Here is a 22,306-nt window from a genome sequence, read left to right as displayed (position 1 = left end):
TAAACTCATCGCAGGGACTCGAAAGGAGAGACGTTATGGATCTCGCAACCGAATTAGCGATTCGCGCCGTCGTGCGCGGATTGTTTCATACCGATGCGATCAGCGCGGATCAGGTTCGCGGGGTCATGAGCGCGCTAAAGAACGCGGCCGGTGCGGCTATGGATCGTCATGATCCCGCAACCGCCAAGGAACTGGTCAGCCTGTGCAAGGGTGTCCGTCTCGACACCGCCGTGAGCATGCACGAGCCGGCCTGAGCGCGCGCATATCTGTCAGAACGCACTCGGCCTAAACCAGCCGGCCAATCGGTCGCGCGCGAATCGTCCGGCCCATCGTTGCGGTCGTCGATCGCCAAATCGCTCGAAAGGCATGGCGTCGCGAGCGCCCACGCGTTGGGCCAACCTACCCTAATGTAACCGCCCGCCGCCTATCCCACGACGGCTCCGAAAAGCTGTTGTCCGCAGCCAAAATTCGCATTCTTTACCTGTCTCCGACGCCGCCGACGCGGTCTCGACCAACGGAGACAGAGCTCAGTGACCCAGCCTTCCGCCATCGTCCACGCACGCGGCACTGCCATGTTGCGCAGCGCGCTGGGTCCGGCGATCGCGGCATGGCTCGACGATGCCAATGTCGCCGAGATCATGTTGAATGCCGATGGTCGGCTGTGGGTCGATCATCTCGACAGCGGCATTGCGGAGACGGGCGAGCGACTAAGCTCGCTCCAGGCCGAGCGCATCATCCGGCTAGTAGCCCACCATGTCGGCGCCGAGGTTCATCGCGGTGCGCCGCGTGTCTCGGCTGAGTTGCCGGAGGGCGGCGAGCGGTTCGAAGGCCTGCTGCCGCCGGTCGTCACCGAGCCGGTTTTCTCGATCCGCCGGCCCGCCAGCCTGCCGCTCGCGCTCGCCGATTACGTCGCTGCGGGCACGATGACGGCGACGGCGGCTGCTTATCTTGCGCAGGCGGTTCAGACCCGCGCGAACATTCTCGTCGCCGGCGGCACGTCGACCGGCAAGACGACGCTTACCAACGCGCTGCTCGGGGTGGCGTCGGGCGGAAGCGATCGCATCATCCTGATCGAGGATACGCGCGAGCTGCGCTGCGATGCCGCCAATGTGGTGAGCCTGCGCACGGCGCCGGGCGTCACCATGACCGATCTCGTCCGCTCGAGCCTCCGGCTTCGCCCTGATCGAATTCCGGTCGGCGAGGTGCGCGGCCCCGAAGCGCTCGATCTGCTGAAAGCTTGGGGCACCGGCCATCCCGGCGGGATCGGCACGATTCATGCCGGCACCGCCACCGCCGCGCTGCATCGTCTCGAACAGCTGATCCTCGAAGCCATCGCTCATGTCCCGCGACCGCTGATCGCCGAGACGATCGACGTGATCGCGGTGCTGACCGGCCGCGGCCCGGAGCGCCGGCTGTCGGAGCTGGTCCGCGTCGAAGGGCTTGGGCCCGACGGCACCTACCGCCTTCTCACCATCTACCCCGCCACAGGAGCAGCTTCATGACCCGCCTGCACAAACTTCACCGCGCCAGCCTCGTCGTGGCCGCGATTCTGACCTCATCACCCGCCTGGGCCGGTGGCACCGGGATGCCCTGGGAGACGCCGCTCCAGTCGATCGTCGACTCGGTGCAGGGGCCGGTCGCCAAGGTGATCGGCGTGATCATCATCGTGATCACGGGCCTGACGCTGGCGTTCGGCGACACGTCGGGCGGCTTCCGCAAGCTCATCCAGATCGTGTTCGGCCTGTCGGTCGCCTTCGCCGCCTCGTCCTTCTTCCTGAGCTTCTTCAGCTTCGGCGGCGGGGCCTTGGTCTGATGCAGGAGGACCTGCCCGGGTTTGCAGCACCCGTCCACCGGGCGCTTGCCGAACCGATCCTGCTGGCCGGGGCTCCCCGCGCGCTGGCGATCGTCAACGGAACGCTCGCCGCCGCCGTCGGGATCGGGCTCCGCCTCTGGATCGCCGGCATCGTGATGGCGCTTGTCGGCCACGGCCTCGCTGTCTTCGCCGCGCGCCGCGACCCCCAGATCCTCCCCGTCGCCCGCCGCCACGTCGCGCTTCCCACTCTTTTCGAAAGCTGATCTACCATGATGTTCCTGCGCGAACACGCCCGCCGGGCGTCCCGCCTCTCCGACTTCCTGCCTTGGGCGGCGTTGATCGCGCCGGGCATTATCCTCAACAAGGATGGTAGCTTTGTGCGGATCGCACGCTTCCGCGGGCCCGATCTGGACAGCGCGACCCAGGCCGAGCTGATCGCGACCTCCAGTCGCTTGAACAGCGCCTTGAAGCGGCTCGGTACCGGCTGGGCGATCTATGTCGAAGCGCAGCGCAAGGAAACGCCGGGCTATCCGGCGTCGGACGGTTTCGGCGATCCGGTCTCGGCGCTGATTGACGAGGAACGGCGCGATCAGTTCGAGGGCGGCGACATCACCCGCCCGAACTTCACCAGCGCCTATTATCTGACGCTGCAATGGCTGCCGCCAGCCGACGATACGTCGAAGGCGTCATCGTACTTCTACGAAGGCGGGGCGGAAGGTGTCGCGACTGCCGCCGATCATCTCGACGATTTCGAGCGCGACACGGGCCGGCTCCTCGACATGATCGAGGGGGTGATGCCGGAAGCCGCGTGGCTCTCGGATGCCGAGACGCTGACCTATCTTCACTCGACGATCTCGACCCACGATCAGCGCATCGCGGTTCCCGAAACGCCGATGCACCTCGATGCGCTGCTATCGGACGAATTGCTGGTCGGCGGGCTCGCGCCGCAGCTCGGGTCCAAGCATTTGCGGACACTGTCGATCACCGGCTTCCCGGCCGTGACGGTGCCAGGGATGCTCGACGAGCTTAACCGGCTGGGCTTCCCGTATCGCTGGTCGACCCGGGCGATCTGCCTCGACAAGGTGTCGGCGCAGCGCATGCTCGGCCGCATTCGTCGTCTGTGGTTCTCGAAGCGCAAGAGCCTGGCCGCGATCATCAAGGAAGTGCTGACCAACGAGGCCAGCGTGCTGGTCGACAGCGACGCCGCCAACAAGTCTGCGGAAGCTGATGCGGCCCTCCAGGATCTCGGTGCCGACATTGCCGGCTACGCCTACGTCACCACAACCATCACCGTGCTGGGCGACACCGCCCGCGACGCCGATGTTCGCCTGCAGGCGATCGAGAAGATCGTGCGGGGCCGCGACTTCGCCTGCATCGCCGAAGGATTGAACGCGCTGGAAGCCTGGCTCGGGTCGCTGCCCGGCAACCCGTACGCCAATGTTCGTCAGCCGCCGGTCTCGACGCTGAACTTGGCCCACATCATGCCGGTGTCGGCAGTCTGGGCCGGTCCCGACCGGGACGCGCATTTCAACGCGCCGCCGCTGTTTCATGCGCGTACGCAGGGTGCGACACCCTTCCGCTTCTCGCTGCATGTCGGCGACGTCGGTCACGAGATCGTGATCGGCCCGACTGGCGCGGGCAAGAGCGTGTTGCTCGCCTTCATGGCGCTCCAGTTCCGCCGCTACAGGCAGTCTCAGATCTTTGCCTTCGATCATGGCGGCTCGATCCGCGCCGCGACCCTCGGCATCGGCGGCGAGTGGCATGATCTCGGCGGCAGCTTGAGCGGCGGCAGTGCCGCGCCCGTATCGCTCCAGCCGCTCGCGAGGATCGACGAGCCCGACGAGCGTGCCTGGGCGGCGGATTGGCTGGCCGCGATCCTCGCCCGCGAGGAGTTCGCGATCACGCCCGAAGTGAAGGAGCATCTCTGGACGGCGCTCGGATCGCTCGCCGACGCGCCGGTCCAGCAGCGCACGCTGACCGGTCTCGCCGTGTTGATCCAGGCATCGGGCCTCAAGCGTGCGCTTGCGCCCTATACGCTGGCCGGACCCTATGGCCGGCTGCTCGATGGCGATGTCGAGCATTTCGGGACCAGTGACGCGCAGGCATTCGAGACCGAAGGACTGGTGGGAACGCCTGCTGCGCCTGCCGTGCTCTCCTACCTTTTCCATCGCATCGGCCGGCGGCTCGATGGGCGGCCCACGCTGATCCTGATCGACGAAGGCTGGCTAGCGCTCGATGATCCCTTGTTCGGCCGACAGCTCAAGGAATGGCTGAAGACGCTCCGCAAGAAAAATGCGAGCGTCATCTTCGCGACCCAGAGTCTGGCTGACATCGAGGGTTCAGCGATCGCGCCGGCGATCATCGAGAGCTGCCCGACGCGGATATTTCTGGCGAACGAGCGCGCGCTCGAGCCACAGATTGCCGGCGTGTATCGCCGGTTCGGCCTCAACGATCGCCAGATCGAGATCATCGCAAGCGCAACGCCCAAGCGCGACTATTATTGCCAATCGGCACTGGGCAACCGGCTTTTCGATCTCGGGCTCGGCCCCGTCGCGCTCGCCTTTGCCGCCGCCGCCTCCCGGACCGACCTCAACGCGATCACGGCACTGGTCGAAGCGCATGGGCCAGACGGCTTCGCCGCAGCCTGGGCGCGCCATCGCGGCCTGCCATGGGCGGCCGATCTTCTCATCACCAACGCACTCGAACCTCAGGAGGCTTTCGCATGACACGTTTTCGCAAATCCAGTCTCGTTGCCGGCGTCACGGCGCTCGCGCTGATCATCGCCGCGCCGGCCGACGCGCAGTTCGGCGGGATCGTCTATGATCCCACCAACTATGCGCAGAACGTGCTGACCGCCGCGCGCAGTCTGCAGCAGATCAACAACCAGATCACCCAGATCCAGAACCAGGCGCAGAGCCTGATCAACCAGGCGCGCAATCTGGCGAACCTGCCGACCTCGGTGCTCACCAACATCCAGCAGGATATCGACCGGACCCGAGCCCTCATCACCCAAGCGCAGCAAATTGCCTATCGGGTGCAGGATATCGACCAGGTGTTCAGCCAGCGTTATCCCGCCGGCTCGCTCTCCGGCACGTCGTCGGGGACGCTCGTTTCCAATGCGCAGACGCGGTGGACCGACGCGCTGGCAGCCTATCAGGATTCGCTACGAACCGGGGCCACCGTCACCGGCAACCTGGACGGGACGCGCGATCAAAGCTCGGCCTTGATCACCGCCAGTCAGGGCGCGACCGGCGCGCTGCAAGCGTCACAGGCCGGCAATCAGCTACTCGCGCTTCAGACGCGCCAGCTCGCCGATCTGACCGCGATGGTCGCGGCCCAATCGCGCGCGGCAGCAATCCAGGCCGCGCGCGTCGCGGCGGATGAGGCGCAAGGGCGTGAGCAGACCAAGCGCTTCCTCGCGCCGGGCGCCGGCTACGTTCCTCAGAGCGTGTCGCTCTTCCATGACTGACGAAAAGTCGCCTTCGTCGGGCTGGTTCGCCGGCGTCGGTTGGCGATCGATTGCGATCGCCGGTAGCGCGGCAACGGTTGGGATCGCGGCACTGATCGCGCTGAACGATCCCTTGCCGTCCGCTTCGCATTATGTGGTGGGCGAGGCCGCGGAGGTAACGCCTGCCGCGGACGTGGATCCGCTGCGCGCCGAGCTGGCGCGTTGCCGGGCTCTCCCAACGGGCACGACCGATGAGCGCTGCCAGGCGGCGTGGGAGGTCAATCGGCGTCGCTTCATGGGCGAGAGCCGAAGCTATGTGCGCCCGGTCGAACCGCCCGCGATTGAGCCCGCGCCCGCGGTCGCGACCACAATCGCCCCTCTCGATCCGCAGGAGCGCTGAGCGATGGAAGGCACGGGCGTCATCGATCGGTTTCTCGATCTCTTCGCGCGCTATATCGATTCCGGCTTCGGTCTGATCCATGGCGACGTCGGGTTTCTGGCAAGCTCGCTGATCGTCATCGACGTCACGCTGGCGCTGCTGTTCTGGACGTGGGGCGACGGCGAAGATGTCGTTGCACGGCTCGTGAAGAAGACCCTGCAGGTCGGGTTCTTCGCCTTCCTGATCGCGAACTGGAATGGTCTCGCCAAGATCATCTATCTCAGCTTCTCAGGGATCGGCCTCAAGGCAGCCGGATCGGGAAGCGCCGACGATCTGCTTCATCCGGGCAAGATCGCGCAGCTCGGGATCGATGCCGGACAGCCGCTGCTCGACCAGGCCTCGCTCCTCGTCGGGCCGGTCGGCTTTTTCACTAACTTCATCCAGATCGTCGTGCTGCTGGTCGCTTGGGCGATTGTGCTGCTCGCCTTCCTGATCATCGCGATTCAGCTGTTCGTCACGCTGATCGAGTTTAAACTGACGACGCTTGCGGGCTTCGTGCTCGTGCCGTTCGGGCTGTTCGGACGGACCGCCTTCCTCGCCGAGCGCGTGCTCGGCAACGTGATGGCGACGGGCGTGAAAGTGCTCGTGCTCGCCGTCATCATCGGTATTGGCTCGACGATCTTCCACGAATTCGTGATCGACTTCGGCGGCGCTCAACCGACGCTCGAACAGGTCGCTAGCCTCGCGCTCGCAGCACTCACCCTTCTCGGCCTCGCTATCTTCGGCCCTGGAATCGCTTCGGGTCTGATCTCGGGCGGCCCGCAACTCGGTGCCGGCGCGGCGGTTGCGACTGGCGCGACCGTCGCGGGCATTGGCGCGGCCGCCACCATGGGCGTCGCCGGCGCGGCGGGGCTCGCCAGCCGCGCCGGATCGGCCGCCGCTTCCACTCTCTCCCGGTCCGCTGGCTCGCCCCCCGCTGGCGGATCCTCGTCGACGCCACCCGCTCCCCCGGCGCCGACGGGCGGCGCTCCGACGGTTCCCCCGCCGTCCGGAGCGCCGGGAGGTGGCGCAAGCGCGAGCAGCGCGCCTGCCGAGGTTGGCGAGGCGGCCGCGGCGACGGCCGAAGCCAGCGCCGCGCCCGAAGCGCAGGACGCTGAGAGCAGTCAGGCTGGTGGCGCTTCCACCGCTGCACCGGCCCCGGCTTGGGCGAAGCGCCTGCGTCGCCGTCAGGCGATGGTCCAGGGCGCGACGCTCGCCGCCCACACTTTGCGGTCCGCCGACCATCATGGCGGTTCCGCGCATATCTCGCTGGAGGATCGTTCATGAACCCGTTTCGTCGACCGTCATCGCGCTTGGGGCGCGAGCCGACCCCTGAAACTCCCTATCAGCGCGCAGGTCAGGCCTGGGATGACCGCATCGGCTCGGCCCGCGTGCAGGCCCATAGCTGGCGGATGATGGCGTTCGGCGCGACCGCGCTGCTGTCGCTGTCGGTGGTCGATAATCTCCGCCTGCGGTTCGGCTCGCATATCGTGCCCTATGTGGTCGAGGTTGACCGGCTCGGCGCCGCGCGCGCTGTGTCGCCAGCGGACGCCGACTATCGGCCGACCGACCCCCAGATCGCGTGGCATCTCGCGCGGTTCATCGAGAATGTCCGGTCGCGGCCGGCGGACCCCATCGTGCTGCGCCAAAATCTTGCGGCGGCCTACGATTTTACAACCGAGCAGGGCGCCGCGGTTCTCAATGAATATGCGCGCGCCAGCGATCCGTTCGCAAAGCTCGCCGAAAGCCAGGTGTCGGTCGACGTCAAGAATGTCGTGCGTGCATCGGCTGACAGCTTCCGGATCGCCTGGGAGGAACGGCGGTACGAGCATGGCCAACTCAGCGGCACGACCCACTGGACGGCGGTGCTGACGATCGTCGTCCGATCCCCAAGCGACGCCGCAACGCTGAGCCGCAATCCGCTCGGGCTCTACGTCCACGCCATCAACTGGTCCCAGGATCTCGGAGAATGACCATGCGCTTCCTTCTATTCGCTACGCCCCTTTTGCTCGCTGGAACGCCAGCGCTGGCGCAATCTGCAACCGCTGCGGCGCGCCCGGTGGCCGCTGCCACCGAAGCGGCGCGAGTCAACGCCCGCGCATCCGGCTGGCAGGGCGCGACGCAATTGTTCGTCTATGCGCCCGGCGGCCTCTATCAGGTCTATGCGGCCGTTGGGCAGGTCACCGACATCGTGCTTCAGGAGGGTGAAACGCTGTCCGACACCGGCGCGGTCGCGGCCGGCGACACGGTGCGTTGGGTGATCGGTGAGGCGTCGAGCGGCACTGGCGCTAATCGCCGCACACATATCCTCGTCAAGCCGACCGATCCGGGCATCCGCACCAATTTGGTCATCAACACGGACAAGCGGACCTACCATGTCGAGCTCCGATCGACGCCGGCGACGTACATGGCGAGCGTGGGCTGGTCCTATCCGCAGGATGAACTGATCGCGGTTCGGGCCCGGATCGAGGCGGCAAATGCTGTCGCCAATACGCAGGTACAGTCCGGTATCGATCCGGCGAAGCTCGACTTTGCCTATCGGCTATCCGGCGCAAATCCGTCCTGGAAGCCGGTCCAGGTCTTCGATGACGGCGCGAAAGCCTATCTGCTGTTCCCCGAAACGATCACGCAGAGCGAGCTGCCGCCGCTGTTCCTGATCGGCGAGAAGAAGCAAGCCGAGCTCGTAAATTATCGTGTCTCCGGACGCTACATCGTTGTCGACCGCCTGTTCTCGGTCGCGGAATTGCGCTTGGGGACGAAGCATCAACAAATCGTTCGCATCGAGCGGACGCGCGCGCGGGAGCCGCGCTCATGAGCGGCCCTGATGAGCTTGCCGGCGATCCGGCAGCGACCCGTCCGCCGATCGCGACCCGCGCGCCGGCCCCGACGCCGCGCCGCCTGTCGCGCAAGGCATTGGTGACGCTGACCGGCGTCAGCGCACTCGGGGTCGCGGCCGCGCTCGGATATAGTCTGACGGCGGGACATCGTAGTTCTGGCACCCAGGAGACCGTCTCGATAGACCGGCGCAACAAGGATGCGCTTGCCGACGCGCCGAAGGATTATGGTGATGTCGCGCGCACGGCCTCGGCAGGGATCGTCGCTCCGCTGGCGGGAACCACGCCTATCACGACGCCACCGGTGGCCGGACCCGCCACAGGGGTGGAGCCTCCGCGGAATAACGAGGCCGCAGCTGATCAGCAGCGTCGCCGCCAGCAGCGCGACAGCGCGCGCGCGAGCAAGCTGTTCGCCAGCACCGACGAGGGCGGTAGGACCGCGACGCCCGCGGCCGAACCAGCTGCCGCTCCTCCCGGCGAAATCGGAGCCGCTGAAACCAAGCCAGCCTTCAGCGACGCGCAGGACCGAAAGGCGGCATTTGTGACCGGCGGGACGGGCGAGCCGACCGTGAACAGCGGGAGGCTGGCCGCGCCGGCGGGACGCTATGTCGTCTCTGCCGGATCGACGATCGCGGCGGCGTTGATCACCGGGCTTTCCTCCGACCTTCCCGGCCAGGTCGTCGCACAGGTGACAGAGGATGTATTCGACACGGTGACCGGTCGTACGCGGCTCATTCCGCAAGGTACAAGGCTGCTCGGCAGCTATGATGCTCGTGTGACCTACGGGCAATCTCGGGCGCTGGTCGTTTGGACGCGGATGATCTTTCCGGATGGGCGGTCGATCGAGCTCGACCGGATGTTGGGGACCGATGGCGCGGGACAGTCCGGCTTTGCGGACCGGGTCAATAATCACATGGGCAAGTTGTTGACGGCGGGCCTGCTGTCGACTTTGTTGGGGGTAGGCGCGAACGCCGCGACGGCGGGTGGAGACAATGCCGACATCGCTTTCGCGATCCGGGAAAGCGCGGGACGCTCGGTGGAAACTGCGGGCGACAAGATCGTGTCGCGCCAGCTCGACGTGCAGCCGACGATAACGATCAGGCCGGGCGCGCGCGTTCGCGTCCTCGTTAGTCTTGATCTGCTGTTGTCGCCATGGCCAGCGGGCTGACGGCGAGCAGCGTAGGGTCCGCTTGGACCGGGTATTGTTCGGCAACGATCCGTAGAGCCTCAACCGCATGGTCGAGATAGATTGCCACGATTTCCTCTTCAGGCTGGTTGAGCAGTTGGCGCGCGATTTCAATAAGGCGTTCGGCCTCGATGCGGCGATGGTCGGCTATGGCTCGCGTTTCCAGCATGCCCCGATCGTAAGCTTGGAGAGGGTTATCGTCTACACCGAATAGGCACGATCGTTCCTAGAACGATCGTGCCTGTCCTGTGATCACGTGGTCGATGGACCTGAAGGATATTTTATCTACAAACCTGCGGAGGATTCGCAATGAGAGCGGCCGGACTCAAGAGGAGATGGCTCATGTCTTGGGGATCAGCTTACGCTATATGGGGTCTATCGAGCGCAGCAAGGTGTCGCCGAGCGTTACGTTGCTCGGAAAATTCGCTGCCGCGCTCGAAGTCGATGCCCGCGACCTGATCACCCCCGTGCAGCGCATGAAATGAAGGTATCTTTGTTCGGTTGGCTTGAACGTCGCTTTTCTACTTTTCTTACATAGTCTAAACTTCTGTATCGCGGGGAGTACGGATGCTATTTGGCCCGCAGTTTCTGACGATGACCCATTCCTTATCGCCAACACCTTCGACAAAAATTTACCGGGGAAGCTTGTAGATCACTATAGCGTGGTTTGTTTCCGTACACATGCTAGGAGACGATGCCGGATAGGATTGCGATCTTCTTCCGGCCAAAGGGCTTCGACAGCGACCAACGCGTTCTCATCTACAATCGGTAATAATTCTAGCTCTGTGCGAGGTGCTGTCAGTGAAGGGCAGGTGATCGTCGCGCCCAAGCCCAGTGCGACCATATCCATCAATGTTCCCGGTGAAACATCATGAAGTACGCACTCGAACGGACGTGCACCCATGCGAGCTGCTACCGCACGGAAGGTCGACATATCTCCACTGTGAGCTTGAAGAACGATCGGCAGTGCGGATACGTCCGCCCATCGTAGGCTTTCATTTGTTGCAAGCGGGTGATCCTTGCGGAGCGCAACATGCAGACGTTCATCCCAAAGGTGCTCCTGCGCATTGGGGCCGCCTAATAGGTTCGGCAGATGCGGCGCGAACATGATGTCAATGGTTCGCTCATTGAGTTGGCGATGAAGTTCATTCGCAGAAGCCTCAAGGAATCGAAGCTCCACGTCCGGACAGGTATTCCGGAAATCTTCAATGCCGAGCTTGAGTGGCCCCCTGCTAAGACCGGAGCAAAAGCCGACCACCAGTGATCCGGCGACGCTCTGGGCTATGTCCACAGCGCGCGCCAACTGGGTATCCACCAAGAACAGCAACAGCTTCGCTTTCGGCAAAATAGCCCTTCCTATCAGAGTGAGCGAGACCGGCGCGCCACGGCGCCGTTCGAACAGATCGCCACCATAAATCTCTTCCAGTCTCGCGATGGTCTGGCTGACTGCTGGTTGGCTTACGCCCATTTGACGCGCGGCCTCCGCGAAACTGCGCGTCTCAGCCACCTTCAGGAAAGTCTCCAGTTGCGAGAAGTCGGGTCGCCCAAGCATGCGATGACGCGAGCTGCGGATAGTTGTACGCGCCATCAATCCACCCCAGAAGCCAAAGCGGTAGCGACTTGGATTTGCGCCGAAGAATCAGTTCGGTAGTAGATGGGCAAATTGGCTGCGATCAACTTTTCAGGAGCCGATCACTCATGAGCTAAAGCGCCCTTCGCAATGGTAGGAAGGCTGCTTGCCACATAGCCGCCGTCCAAAGAAATTACTTGTCCGGACAAATAAGCCGCTCGTGGTGACACGCAGAATGTAAGTAAATCCCCTATCTCAGACGGCTCTGCCGCTCGCTTGAACGGAAGATTGGAGTGAAGTTCAGGCCAGCGGGCAGCATCTCCCAAGCTGGTAGCAGCGCGCTCTCTAAATGCGTGAACGTTCTTTTCTGTATTAACCACCCACGAATTGAAGCCTAGCACTCTGATGCTCATGTTAGAAAGATCATGCGCTAATCCTTCAGTGATTGTTGTCAGCGCAGAGCAGCTCGCGGCAGAATAGATTGCTTTATTCGAAGGCAGCTGCCCAATTGCACCGATCATGTTTGCGATGACGCCGCCGCCTCTTGCGCGGAGGATGGGGACAAAAGCCCGCATCATACGAATGTATCCGAACGGCTTGAGCGACCAGTTATGCATCCACTGCTCGTCCGAAACAGACTCCAGCGACCCGCCGGAGGGCGTGTTGGCATTGTTGACCAAGATATCGACATCGGCGTGTTTCGACGCGATGTCGTCGGCAGCGTGATTTTCGTAAAGATCGGCGGAGTGTGTACGGACATCCACGTTAAACTCACTGCAAATTTCGCTCGCAACGTGCGACAATCGTGTGTCGTCCCTTGCAATAAGCACAAGGTTAACTCCCTCCGCTGCCAAGCTCCGCGCGATGCCTAAACCAATGCCTCTGCTGCCACCGGTGATCAGCGCTCGTCGCCCTGTAAGTTGCAGGTCCATACAGATATTCCTTCTCGTATTCGTTGATGTGCGCAAGGCAGGCAACTTGGGGGGCTATCGGGGCGCCATTCGGATCGCCCCGTCGAGCCGGATGACCTCGCCATTCAACATAGGGTTTTCCACTATCGACCGAACAAGTTCGGCAAACTCGGACGGTCGGCCCAAACGGCTGGGGTGCGGCACCTGTGCTCCGAGGGAGTCCTGCATCTCCCGCGGGAATGTGCCCATCATCGGCGTCAGGAATATGCCTGGCGCAATCGCCATGACGCGGATGCGGTGCTGCGCGAGATCGCGCGCGGCAGGCAGTGTGAGGCCAGCGACAGCGGCTTTTGAGGAAGCGTAGGCGGCTTGGCCAACCTGTCCATCGAACGCAGCCACCGAAGCCGTGTTGATGATGACGCCTGCCTCTTCATCCTCGAAGCGCGCAGCTACTATTCGCGCGGCAACCTTCGGAACCATGTTGAACGTGCCGATCAGGTTGACCTCGACGACCCGACGGAAGCTTTCAAGGACGTGCGGTGATCCAGCCTTGTCGACGATGCGTGCCGCGGGAGCGATGCCGGCACAGTTAACGAGGACACGAGCAACCCCCTGCCGTGCCGCCGCCGCGGCGATTGCCTGCGTGATCGCTGCCTCGTCGCTAACGTTGACCTGTTGAAAGTCCGCATCGATTGCCTGCGCTGTTGCTCGGCCGGTTTCACCGTCAAGATCAAAGATGGTCACCCTGGCCCCGCGCAGGGCCAGCATTTCTGCCGTCGCCCTCCCAAGGCCCGATCCGCCGCCCGTAACGATTGCGGCTGCTCCATTGACTTCCATAGATCAATTTGCCCCAGCTATCTCGACGGCAATGGCAGTGGCTTCGCCTCCGCCGATGCAAAGCGCTGCGATGCCGCGTCTCAACCGTCGCCGCTTCAGAGCGGCGATAAGCGTCGCCAGAATCCGCGCACCCGAGGCACCGATCGGATGACCTAAGGCGGTTGCGCCGCCGTTGACGTTTAGCTTGCCTCGCGGAATAGCAAGGTCGCGTTCGGCGATCATCGCCACCGTGGCAAAGGCCTCGTTGACCTCGAACAGATCCACGTTATCGATGGACCATCCTGTCTTATCTAATAACTTGCGGATGGCGAAGACCGGAGCCGTCGTGAAGCGGGCTGGTTCATGGGCGTGAGCCGCCGTAGCCACGATGACCGCCTCGGGCGTTAGTTTGTGAGCATCGACAACGGATTGCCGCGTAAGGACCAGTGCTGCCGCGCCGTCCGAGATCGACGCCGACGTCGCCGCAGTTATCGTGCCATCTTTAGCGAATGCGGGCTTTAGCGACGGGATCTTGTCCGGCCGTGCTTTGGCAGGCTGTTCGTCTTCGTCGACAAGGGTATCTCCGCCGCGACCAGGGACGGCGACGGGTGTCACTTCGTCGGCAAAAGCTCCAGAAGCGATGGCCTCCTTGGCCCGCTCCAGGCTGAGTAGTGCATATTCCTCCTGCTCGGCACGAGTAAACTGGTAGTCGCGTGCGCTATCCTCCGCAAACGCGCCCATCGGCTTCCCGCGGTCGTAGGCATCTTCGAGGCCGTCGATCATCATCGAGTCGATGATGACGTCATGACCTATACGCTGCCCGGCCCGATGCTTGGCTAACAGGAAGGGCGCATTGGTCATGCTTTCCATCCCGCCCGCGACTATGATGTCAACCGCGCCAGCGGCCAGCGCTTCGACGGCCATGATCGCTGCCTGCATACCGGACCCACACATCTTGTTGACGGTGGTCGCTTCAACCGTTTCGGGCAGGCCGGCCTTCAGCGCCGCTTGGCGCGCCGGTGCCTGTCCTAACCCAGCGGGCAGTACACACCCCATATAGATTCGTTCGATGTCGCGCGGTGAAACGCCGGCACGCGTGACGGCAGCCCGGACCGCAACGGCGCCAAGGTCCGGCGCGGCGACACCCGCCAGCGCGCCTTGGAAGCCGCCAATCGGCGTGCGCGCGCAGCCTATAATGACGATGGGATCGACGCTCATTCTCATCTGCTCCTTGATATTAGAGGGCACGGGCGATCACCATGCGCTGGATGTCCGACGTACCTTCGTAGATTTGGCAGACCCGGACATCGCGATAGATTTTTGCCAAGCCGAATTCCTCCAGATAGCCGTAGCCGCCGAGCGTCTGGATCGCCGCCGAGACGACTGCCTCGGCCGTTTCTGACGCGACGAGCTTCGCCATCGAAGCTTCGGTCAGGCAGGAACGGTCTGCGTCCTTGAGCGAAGCAGCATGCAAGACGAGTTGGCGCGCCGCTTCCAGTCTTGCGGCCATGTCGGCCAGTCGGAACCCTACTGCCTGGTGCTCGATGATCGACTTGCCCATCGACTGGCGATCCTTGGCGTATGCAACGGCGATCTCGAGCGCGGCCTGAGCCATACCGATACATTGCGCTGCGATACCGATGCGGCCAGTTTCCAGGTTGGAAAGGGCGATGCGATAGCCTTGTCCCTGCAGGCCGAACAGCGCGTCCTCGCCAACCACCATATCATCGAATCGCAAGGCGCAGGTGTCCGAGGCGGCCTGGCCCAATTTGTTTTCAACCTTGTCGACGACGTAGCCTGGTGTGTCGGTGGGCACGAGGAAGGCGGAGATGCCCTTCTTCCCCGCCGCGGGATCGGTGACTGCGAATATGATCGCCACGCCAGCGATCTTTCCGGAGGTGATGAACTGCTTGGCACCGCTGATGCGCCAGCCGTCCTCGATCTTTTCAGCTCGGCTGCGCAGCGCTGAGGCGTCTGAACCTGCATCGGACTCCGTCAGGGCAAACGCGCCGATCATCCGACCGGAGATCAACTCCGGAAGGAAGCGGGCCTTTTGTGCCTCACTGCCGTACCGCAGGATGCCCGACACGATCAGGCTGTTCTGGATGGAGATGATGGTAGAGAGTGGACCATCCGCAGCCGCGATCTCGATAAGAGACAAAGCGTAGCTGACCATATCGGCCTCGGTGCCGCCTATCCCCTCTGGCGCGGTCATGCCGAGCAATCCCAGCGAAGCCAGTTCTGTAAAAAGGCCGTCCGGATATCCGCCAGCAGCCTCGAAACGCCTTGTTTCGGGGCGTAGTCGGTCCTGTGCATAGCTGCGCACGCTCTCGCGGATGGCCTCCTGCGTCTCGGTCAGGATCATGGACGCGCTCTCCGATCATCTTCAATTTCGAAAGATCCCGCATAAGGCGCGTTACCGGGATATTCCGCAGTTCCTGACGGCACCTGTACCCAGGGATGTTTGAAATCAGTCCAGACGAGGCGCCCCGGAGCGGGAAAGCTCTTGTCTGCGAAAGCGCCCGCCGCGACCGCGACCTTTTCCGGGCGAAACTCGGGAAACCAGTACACGGTGGTGCCGCATTTGGGACAGAAGTGGAAAGTTACATTTGCGCCGCTGTCGCCGCCGCGTGTGAATGTTTGTGACGGTCCCATCACCGTGAGGAGTTGCTCAACGCCGTAGAAAGCCTGGACGGCCACGAGGCTTCCGCTCCGGCGCTGGCACGCGCGGCAGCAGCAGCTTGACACGACCGAAGGCGGCCCTTCGACGGTGACGCGCAGTTCCCCGCAGACGCATGACGCCTCGCTTCGCAAGGGCTCCGTTGCCGCTCCCTCCTCATCCTGGACCGCCCTCATCAGAAAGAAACCTGATCCGCGCCCTTGAGCGCCAGAATTTCGCGCGCATCATCCGGTGTGGCGACCTCTAGGCCGAGACCTTCGATGATCTGCCGCACCCTCGTGACCTGCTCGGCGTTGGTCTCCGCAAGGTTGCCGGGCCCGATCCAGAGATTGTCCTCCAGCCCGACGCGGACATGCCCGCCCATCGCAGCGGCCGTTGCAGCGATCTGCATCTGGCTGCGCCCGGCGCCCAGCACCGACCAGCGCAGGTCATCGCCGAACAGGCGAACGGCCGTGTGGTGCATGTGGAGGATATCCTCGGGATGCTGGCCGATGCCGCCAAGGATACCGAACACATTCTGAACGAAGAAAGGCGGCTTCACCAGGCCACGTTCGACGAAATGTGCCAAGTTGTAGAGGTGCGCGGTATCGTAGCACTCGAACTCGAAGCGCGTTCCAGCGTCGCCGCACGCCTTCAAAACGTACGCGATGTCGCGGAACGTGTTGCGGAAGATCAAATCTTCCGATCCTTCTAAGTAGGGCTTCTCCCAATCGTATTTGAAATCCTTGTATCGCTTGAGCATCGGGAACAGACCGAAGTTCATCGATCCCATGTTGAGGCTCGCGACCTCCGGGCGGAATTGCGCAGCCGGCTTGACCCGCTCGTCGACCAGCAAGGCCGGCGAACCTCCAGTCGTGAGATTGATCACGACATCGCTGGATTGTTTGATCGTCTGGAGGAACGGCAGAAATGCTTCCGGCCGTTGGTCGGGCCGGCCGGTCGCGGGATCCCGGGCGTGCAGGTGGACGATCGCGGCTCCCGCTGCTGCCGCACCGACCGCGGACTCGGCGATCTCGGCGGCAGTGATCGGCAGGAAGGGCGACATCGACGGAGTGTGTATCGATCCCGTGATGGCGCAGGAGACGATAACCTTGCGGGACTGTGCCATGTAAGCTGTCCTTTATTATAATGATGGGCGGAAGGTGCCGATGGAGTGCTGGAAGGCGTTCAACGCCGCTCGATGAACTCGACGATCGTACCGTCGGGATCGCGAACCATCGCAATGATAACCCCCGGCCGCAGCTCAAACTTCGGCTTCTCGAACGGCACGTCGGCCCGCTCACAGACGGCGCAGATTTCGTCGATATTTCGAACCGGGAAGGTCAGGTAGCGCATGCCTGTCTGCGCCTCGAGCTTCGGCGGATTGGCGGCGGCCGGTACGTGCGGATCCACCAGCTTGACGAAGCTGTCGCCGAACCGGAGGCGGTGGAAGCGACCGAACCAGACCTCGATTTCCTCCACCTTCTCGAGCCCCAGAACCCCTTGGTAAAAGGCAAGGCTGCGATCGATGTCGGTCACGAGAATGCCGACGTCGATCGCCTGTCTATCGGGTATTATCGTCACGTACCGATCTCCGGCGAGCTTTTAGAATCATTGGCATATTGCTGGCGCGCGCGCCCCGCCGGCGCTTCTTCCGCTGGCCTCGGGGCCTTCCATGCGGCGAGCAGGTCCGCGCCGCTGGCGGAACGACGGATCGCACCCGGGGTCCGGGAAAAGCGGGGAGCGGGCATGGCGTGCAAGACGCCATCGCGCACTTCGTATGAGTGCCTTGCCTGAACGTGCGGGTGGGAAACAACTTCGTTGAGTTCCAGTACGGGCGCGACGCACGCGTCCGTACCTTCGAACAATCGGATCCAATGGATTTGCGGCTGCGTGAGGAAGATTTCTTGCAACGCCCGGGTCAAAAAGGCCCAGCGCTCCTTGCGGTTCTGGTCGGCCATGAAAGCGTCGAGCCCGAGGCGCTCGAGCAGTGCCGCGAAGAACTGAGGCTCTATCGCGCCGACCGAAATCTCTTTGCCGTCGGCGCACAAATAAGAGCGGTAGTACGGCGCTGCGCCGCCGAGGATATTTTCGTCTCGCGCAAGCGATATTCGTCCCGCAGGGAGCAGTCCGGCGAACATGGTCATCAGCGAAGCCACGCCATCGACGATGGCGGCATCGACTGTGAATCGGCCTGCAATGTTGACCCCGTTCGGGGCTGATCGGCGTGCAAAATTGACCCCCCTGAACTGAGCGGTTCACGCCCGGCGCTTTGCGCAGGAGCGGTCGGGGAGAATGCTGGTCGTGGAGACGGTGGCGCGCATCCGGCGCGAGTTCTACGTCAAGGGTAAGAGCATCAAGGAGATCGTGCGCGACCTGCGGGTGTCGCGGAACACGGTGCGCAAGGTGCTGCGGTCCGGCGAGACGGACTTCTCCTACGAGCGGACGGTGCAGCCGCTGCCGAAGCTTGGGCCATGGTCGGCGGATCTCGAGCGGCTGCTGGAGGCCAACGAGCGCAAGCAGCGGCGCGAGCGCCTGACGCTGGTCCGGGTGTACGAGGAGCTTCAGGGGCTAGGCTACCGTGGCGGCTACGATGCCGTTCGCCGCTATGCCACGGCATGGCAGCGTGAGCGGTCGGCGGTCACGGCGGCGGCCTACGTGCCGCTGAGCTTTGCGCCGGGCGAGGCCTACCAGTTCGACTGGAGCCATGAGGTCGTCGTCATGGCGGGCGTGACGACGACGGTGAAGGTCGCGCACATGCGGCTCTGCCACAGTCGGATGTTCTTCGTGCGGGCCTACCCGCGCGAGAGCCAGGAGATGGTGTTCGACGCCCACGACCGGGCGTTCGCCTTCTTCGGCGGCGCCTGTCAGCGCGGCATCTACGACAACATGAAGACCGCGGTGGACGCCATCTTCGTCGGTCGTGAGCGGCGCTACAACCGGCGCTTCCAGCAGATGTGCGGCCACTACCTGGTCGAGCCGGTGGCATGCACGCCGGCATCGGGCTGGGAGAAGGGGCAGGTCGAGAACCAGGTCGGGCTGGTGCGCGAGCGCTTCTTCACGCCGCGGCTGCGCTTCAGGAGCTACGACGAGCTCAACGCCTGGCTGCTCGACCGCTGCACCGTCCATGCCCAGCGTGCCGCGCATCCCGAGCTCAGGGACTGCACGGTCCAGCAGGTGTTCGAGGCGGCCGACCGGCCTGCGCTCATCGCCTACCGCGGACCCTTTGACGGCTTCCACGCCCTGCCAGCGGCGGTGTCGAAGACGCTGCTGGTCCGCTTCGACTACAATAAATACTCGGTGCACGCGAAGGCGGCGGGGCGCCCGGTCGAGGTGCACGCCTATGCCGAGCGCATCGTCATCCGGCAGGAGGGCGAGGTCGTCGGCGAGCATGCCCGGCGCTTCGGCCGCGACCAGACGGTCTACGACCCGTGGCACTATGTGCCCGTCCTGGCACGCAAGCCCGGCGCGTTGAGGAACGGCGCCCCCTTCAAGGACTGGCCGCTGCCGGTGGCGCTGGAACGCGTCAGGCGGAGGCTGGCGGGCCATGCCGACGGCGACCGCCAGATGGTGGGCATCCTGGCGGCGGTGACGACGGACGGGCTGGATGCCGTTGAGGCGGCCTGTGCCGAGGCGCTCGCCGGCGGCACCGTCAGCCGCGACGTCGTGCTCAACGTGCTCACCCGCCAGCGCCAGACCGCCGCTCCCGCCACCATCGCCACGCCCGAGGCTCTGCGGCTCGGCCGCGAGCCCGTCGCCGACTGCGCCCGCTACGACAGCCTGAGGAGGTCCTATGGAACGTCACGCCATCCTGGAGATGATGGGAACGCTGAAGCTCGTCGGCATGCGCCATGCCTATGACGAGGTCGTCGCCGATGCCGTGAAGCGGCAGCACTCCGCTCAGCGCGTCGTCGGCGACCTGCTCAAGGCCGAGATAGACGAGAAGCAGGCCCGCTCCATCCGCTACCAGATGACGACCGCCAAGCTGCCGCTCGCCAAGGAGCTCGCCGACTTCGACTTCGCCGGCACCGGCATCAACGAAGGCCTGGTCCGCGATCTCGGCACGGGTGCCTTCCTCGAGGCGCAGCGCAACGTCGTGCTGGTCGGCGGCACCGGGACGGGCAAGACGCATCTCGCCATCGCCATGGGGCGTGCCTGCGTCCGGGCCGGAGCGAGGGTCCGCTTCTACAACACCGTCGACCTCGTGAACCAGCTCGAGGCCGAGGCCCGTGCCGGGCGCCCTGGGCGCATCGCCGACCACCTGTCGCGGCTCGACCTCGTCATCCTCGACGAGCTTGGCTACCTGCCCTTCGCGCTCTCGGGCGGCCAGCTGCTCTTCCACCTCGTCAGCAAGCTCTACGAACGGACCTCAGTGGTGGTGACGACCAACCTTGCCTTCGGCGAGTGGCCCACGGTCTTCGGCGACGCCAAGATGACGACCGCGCTCCTCGACCGGCTCACCCACCACTGTGACATCGTCGAGACCGGCAACGAGAGCTGGCGCTTCAAGAACCGCGAAGCCGCCTGAAACCCTTCCCCCGGACCCCCATCCCCCGGGTTGACCCGGTGGGTCCACAGGCACCTCCCACGGCCGTCACCGCCTGCGCTCGTGGCGGCGCGCGGCGCCGGCCGTGGGGCCCTCCTGTGGACTACCGGGACAACCCGGCTGCCCATCAGAAAAGGGGGTCAAAGTTGCACGCCGATACGGGGTCAACTTCCCGAGCCGATTGACATTCCGGAGTGGGCCGGTGAGGGCGAGGTTCGCACTACGGCGGTTCCTTTCAGAACCACGGACGCGGCGGCTCAGATCGTTGCCATACGGCAAGGACTCGGGATCGGAGCGCTGCCGTGTTTCGTCGGAGACGCCGACCCCGCATTGGCCAGAGTGCCGGGCACCGATCTACACCTGTATGGGACGCTCTGGCTTCTCACCCAGGGCGAGACCCGCAAGACAGCCCGCGTCCGGCTCTTCACCGAGTTCGTATCACGCAGGCTCGCCGCCTACGCTCCGCTCCTCGCGGGACTGCCCATTTCGCGCGACTGATGCTTAGCTCTCGCCGGGCGAGTTGAGCTGCTGCCGGTTCCGCGGACACCGAGTTAGGCTACATTAGCCTGCTTCTCGAAGTCGATGGGGCTGAGATACCCCAAGGTCGAGTGCCTGCGCGTTGGGTTGTAGAAGCGCTCGATGTAATCGAACACCTCGGCCCGTGCCTGATTTCGCGTGCGATAGGTTTTGCGGGCGATCCGTTCGGTCTTCAGCGAGGAGAAGAAGCTCTCCATCGCGGCGTTATCCCAGACGTTGCCGGATCGGCTCATAGAACATGTGACCCCGTTGTCGGCCATCAACCGCTGGAACTGCTCGCTCGTATATTGGCTGCCCTGATCCGAGTGATGCAGCAGGGCGTCGGGCTTTCCGCGACGCCAGATTGCCATCATCAGCGCATCGGTCACAAGCTGGGCCGTCATCGTGTCGCTCATCGACCAGCCGACCACGCGCCTGGAGAACAGGTCGATGACGGCAGCAACATAAAGCCAGCCTTCCGCTGTCCAGATATAGGTGAAGTCCGCGACCCACTTCCGGTTCGGCGCATTGGCCGTGAACTGGCGATCGAGCACATTGCCGGCGATGACCGAGCGTTCGCCGGCGTCCTTTGGCAGCCCGCGTCGTCGGGGGCGTGCTTTGAGGCCATGCAACTGCATCAGCCGCTCGACCCGGTGCAGGCCGCATGAAAGGCCTTCGGCCAGAAGGTCGTGCCAGACGCGCCGCGCACCATAGGTTCGATAACTTGAGATGAAGCTGGCCCGGATCTTCCCGCCAAGCTCTTCGTCGTTAAGCGCACGGGCGCTCGGCTCGCGTACGAGCCAGGCGTGAAAGCCGCTGCGCGAAACACCGAGCGTCTCGCATAACCACGATACCGGCCAGACCCCTCGGTGCTTCGCGATGAACCCGAACTTCATATCGAGTCCCTTGCGAAGTAGGCCGCCGCTTTTTTTAGGATGTCGCGCTCCGACTTGAGCTTCACTATCTCGCGGCGCAGCCGCTCAATCTCCTGCTGTTCGGGCTTCATCACACCGTGCCCTGGAAAGGCCGATCCCGGACCGGCTTCGTGATCCCGAACCCATTTACGCAGCACGTTCTCGTGAACATCGAGATCCCGCGCCGCCTGTGCCACCGAGACGCCCCGATCTCGTACCAGCTTCACCGCCTCGACCTTGAACTCGCCGCTGAACTTCCGTCGCTGCATTGTCACCCTCCGGTTCCAAAAACACCTTATCTCGGTGTCCACGGAACCGGCAGCAGCTCAAGTGGCCGGTTTCTGCCGCACGCGCTAAGGGGCGGACCAACCGCGGGTGCGGCGGATTCAGACTGAGCCGCGCGGGTACGATCGACCAGAACCGGGCCAAACTCGGCGATACAGGCCGCTACCGGGTATATCGCGGCACGACGTGCGTTATGCGTGGCATGCCGCACAAAAAACCTCATCTGCCGACCAAGGTCTGCGTAGCCTGCCACCGGCCGTTCGCCTGGCGCAAGAAGTGGGAGCGCGACTGGGGCGCCGTGAAATATTGCTCGGATCGCTGTCGCGCTCTGGGCACTAATTCTGTCGCGCAAGGGTGATCGGGATCGCGATCAGGAGCAATTCCTGAAAG

27 protein-coding genes are annotated in these 22,306 nt (G+C 63.9%); 16 read left to right on the top strand and 11 right to left on the bottom strand.

The annotated features are described in order from the left end of the window. The first annotated feature begins 35 nt into the window (after positions 1-35). The 11 genes from K8P63_RS15865 (at position 36) to K8P63_RS15815 (ending at position 9,681) form a co-directional block, all read left to right on the top strand. Positions 36-254: a hypothetical protein gene (locus K8P63_RS15865; RefSeq protein ID WP_223796985.1), complete on the top strand. Its 219-nt coding sequence runs from the start codon at positions 36-38 to the stop codon at positions 252-254. A 318-nt stretch (positions 255-572) separates the two neighbouring features. Continuing rightward, a complete protein-coding gene (gene trbB, locus K8P63_RS15860) occupies positions 573-1,502 on the top strand; it encodes a P-type conjugative transfer ATPase TrbB (RefSeq protein WP_223799847.1) in 930 nt (309 codons plus the stop codon). Then, entirely contained in the window at positions 1,499-1,813 is a 315-nt protein-coding gene (locus K8P63_RS15855; RefSeq protein ID WP_223796984.1) for a TrbC/VirB2 family protein, read from the top strand. The genes trbB and K8P63_RS15855 overlap by 4 nt, the downstream gene beginning before the upstream one ends. Further along, a complete protein-coding gene (locus K8P63_RS15850) occupies positions 1,813-2,076 on the top strand; it encodes a VirB3 family type IV secretion system protein (protein WP_165322335.1) in 264 nt (87 codons plus the stop codon). The genes K8P63_RS15855 and K8P63_RS15850 overlap by 1 nt, the downstream gene beginning before the upstream one ends. A gap of 6 nt (positions 2,077-2,082) precedes the next feature. Continuing rightward, complete coding sequence (gene trbE / locus K8P63_RS15845) at positions 2,083-4,539, top strand: conjugal transfer protein TrbE (protein WP_223796983.1); 2,457 nt, start codon at positions 2,083-2,085, stop codon at positions 4,537-4,539. Beyond that, positions 4,536-5,282, top strand: a complete 747-nt coding sequence (gene trbJ / locus K8P63_RS15840) for a P-type conjugative transfer protein TrbJ (RefSeq protein WP_223799846.1) — start codon at positions 4,536-4,538, stop codon at positions 5,280-5,282. Before trbE ends, trbJ begins: the two co-directional genes overlap by 4 nt. Continuing rightward, complete coding sequence (gene trbK-alt / locus K8P63_RS15835) at positions 5,275-5,661, top strand: putative entry exclusion protein TrbK-alt (RefSeq protein ID WP_223796982.1); 387 nt, start codon at positions 5,275-5,277, stop codon at positions 5,659-5,661. The genes trbJ and trbK-alt overlap by 8 nt, the downstream gene beginning before the upstream one ends. Positions 5,662-5,664: 3 nt before the next feature. Further along, positions 5,665-6,966 (top strand): P-type conjugative transfer protein TrbL, encoded by a 1,302-nt coding sequence (trbL, locus tag K8P63_RS15830; RefSeq protein ID WP_223796981.1) that lies wholly within the window; start codon positions 5,665-5,667, stop codon positions 6,964-6,966. Beyond that, entirely contained in the window at positions 6,963-7,652 is a 690-nt protein-coding gene (gene trbF, locus K8P63_RS15825) for a conjugal transfer protein TrbF (RefSeq protein ID WP_223796980.1), read from the top strand. The genes trbL and trbF overlap by 4 nt, the downstream gene beginning before the upstream one ends. Next, complete coding sequence (trbG, locus tag K8P63_RS15820) at positions 7,649-8,494, top strand: P-type conjugative transfer protein TrbG (RefSeq protein ID WP_223796979.1); 846 nt, start codon at positions 7,649-7,651, stop codon at positions 8,492-8,494. The genes trbF and trbG overlap by 4 nt, the downstream gene beginning before the upstream one ends. Further along, the gene (locus tag K8P63_RS15815; protein ID WP_223796978.1) at positions 8,491-9,681 is read left to right on the top strand and encodes a TrbI/VirB10 family protein; all 1,191 of its coding nucleotides are present in this window, start codon (positions 8,491-8,493) and stop codon (positions 9,679-9,681) included. The genes trbG and K8P63_RS15815 overlap by 4 nt, the downstream gene beginning before the upstream one ends. Here K8P63_RS15815 and K8P63_RS15810 read toward each other — a convergent pair. Next, the gene (locus K8P63_RS15810) at positions 9,641-9,868 is read right to left on the bottom strand and encodes a hypothetical protein (protein ID WP_223796977.1); all 228 of its coding nucleotides are present in this window, start codon (positions 9,866-9,868) and stop codon (positions 9,641-9,643) included. The genes K8P63_RS15815 and K8P63_RS15810 overlap by 41 nt on opposite strands. Positions 9,869-9,962: 94 nt before the next feature. Between K8P63_RS15810 and K8P63_RS15805 the strand changes: the two genes are divergently transcribed. After that, positions 9,963-10,184: a helix-turn-helix transcriptional regulator gene (locus K8P63_RS15805; protein WP_223796976.1), complete on the top strand. Its 222-nt coding sequence runs from the start codon at positions 9,963-9,965 to the stop codon at positions 10,182-10,184. Between the two features lie 170 nt (positions 10,185-10,354). On the opposite strand, the gene K8P63_RS15800 is transcribed toward K8P63_RS15805, so the two are convergent. From K8P63_RS15800 to K8P63_RS15760, 9 genes are all read right to left on the bottom strand, one after another. Beyond that, positions 10,355-11,287 (bottom strand): LysR family transcriptional regulator, encoded by a 933-nt coding sequence (locus tag K8P63_RS15800; protein ID WP_223796975.1) that lies wholly within the window; start codon positions 11,285-11,287, stop codon positions 10,355-10,357. Positions 11,288-11,391: 104 nt separating this feature from the next. Further along, positions 11,392-12,201: an SDR family NAD(P)-dependent oxidoreductase gene (locus K8P63_RS15795; RefSeq protein WP_223796974.1), complete on the bottom strand. Its 810-nt coding sequence runs from the start codon at positions 12,199-12,201 to the stop codon at positions 11,392-11,394. 54 nt (positions 12,202-12,255) lie between these two features. Beyond that, positions 12,256-13,017 carry an SDR family NAD(P)-dependent oxidoreductase gene (locus K8P63_RS15790; RefSeq protein WP_223796973.1) on the bottom strand — a complete coding sequence of 254 codons (762 nt, stop codon included), beginning with the start codon at positions 13,015-13,017 and terminating at the stop codon, positions 12,256-12,258. Between the two features lie 3 nt (positions 13,018-13,020). After that, a complete protein-coding gene (locus tag K8P63_RS15785) occupies positions 13,021-14,214 on the bottom strand; it encodes an acetyl-CoA C-acyltransferase (protein WP_223796972.1) in 1,194 nt (397 codons plus the stop codon). A gap of 19 nt (positions 14,215-14,233) precedes the next feature. Next, a complete protein-coding gene (locus tag K8P63_RS15780; protein WP_223796971.1) occupies positions 14,234-15,361 on the bottom strand; it encodes an acyl-CoA dehydrogenase family protein in 1,128 nt (375 codons plus the stop codon). Further along, entirely contained in the window at positions 15,358-15,852 is a 495-nt protein-coding gene (locus tag K8P63_RS15775; protein WP_223796970.1) for a GFA family protein, read from the bottom strand. Before K8P63_RS15775 ends, K8P63_RS15780 begins: the two co-directional genes overlap by 4 nt. Then, positions 15,852-16,784 (bottom strand): BKACE family enzyme, encoded by a 933-nt coding sequence (locus tag K8P63_RS15770; protein WP_223796969.1) that lies wholly within the window; start codon positions 16,782-16,784, stop codon positions 15,852-15,854. The genes K8P63_RS15775 and K8P63_RS15770 overlap by 1 nt, the downstream gene beginning before the upstream one ends. Positions 16,785-16,843: 59 nt before the next feature. Further along, entirely contained in the window at positions 16,844-17,194 is a 351-nt protein-coding gene (locus tag K8P63_RS15765; RefSeq protein ID WP_223796968.1) for a VOC family protein, read from the bottom strand. 41 nt (positions 17,195-17,235) lie between these two features. Continuing rightward, entirely contained in the window at positions 17,236-17,802 is a 567-nt protein-coding gene (locus K8P63_RS15760) for a CoA transferase (RefSeq protein ID WP_263282651.1), read from the bottom strand. 148 nt (positions 17,803-17,950) lie between these two features. Here K8P63_RS15760 and istA point away from each other — a divergent pair, with 148 nt between their 5' ends. The 3 genes from istA to K8P63_RS15745 all read left to right on the top strand — a co-directional run bounded on the left by istA (position 17,951) and on the right by K8P63_RS15745 (position 20,699). Beyond that, the gene (istA, locus tag K8P63_RS15755) at positions 17,951-19,516 is read left to right on the top strand and encodes an IS21 family transposase (protein WP_223796967.1); all 1,566 of its coding nucleotides are present in this window, start codon (positions 17,951-17,953) and stop codon (positions 19,514-19,516) included. Then, positions 19,449-20,183, top strand: coding sequence for an IS21-like element helper ATPase IstB (gene istB / locus K8P63_RS15750; RefSeq protein WP_223796966.1), 735 nt, complete (start codon positions 19,449-19,451; stop codon positions 20,181-20,183). Before istA ends, istB begins: the two co-directional genes overlap by 68 nt. Positions 20,184-20,264: 81 nt before the next feature. Further along, a complete protein-coding gene (locus tag K8P63_RS15745) occupies positions 20,265-20,699 on the top strand; it encodes a LysR substrate-binding domain-containing protein (protein ID WP_223796965.1) in 435 nt (144 codons plus the stop codon). A gap of 53 nt (positions 20,700-20,752) precedes the next feature. Here K8P63_RS15745 and K8P63_RS15740 read toward each other — a convergent pair. After that, positions 20,753-21,900, bottom strand: a protein-coding gene (locus tag K8P63_RS15740; protein ID WP_223796964.1) for an IS3 family transposase whose coding sequence is annotated in 2 segments (ribosomal slippage) — positions 20,753-21,639 and positions 21,639-21,900 — 1,149 coding nt in all. Because the reading frame shifts where the segments join, the coding sequence is not laid out codon by codon here. Between the two features lie 209 nt (positions 21,901-22,109). Between K8P63_RS15740 and K8P63_RS15735 the strand changes: the two genes are divergently transcribed. Then, a complete protein-coding gene (locus K8P63_RS15735) occupies positions 22,110-22,274 on the top strand; it encodes a DUF2256 domain-containing protein (protein ID WP_398287772.1) in 165 nt (54 codons plus the stop codon). The last annotated feature ends 32 nt before the right edge of the window (positions 22,275-22,306 follow it).

Source organism: Sphingomonas nostoxanthinifaciens, from assembly GCF_019930585.1.
In the GTDB taxonomy this organism is placed as follows: Bacteria; Pseudomonadota; Alphaproteobacteria; order Sphingomonadales; family Sphingomonadaceae; genus Sphingomonas_I; species Sphingomonas_I nostoxanthinifaciens.
The sequence above is the reverse complement of the archived record's forward strand: the minus strand, read 5'-3'. Positions and strand labels throughout refer to the sequence as shown.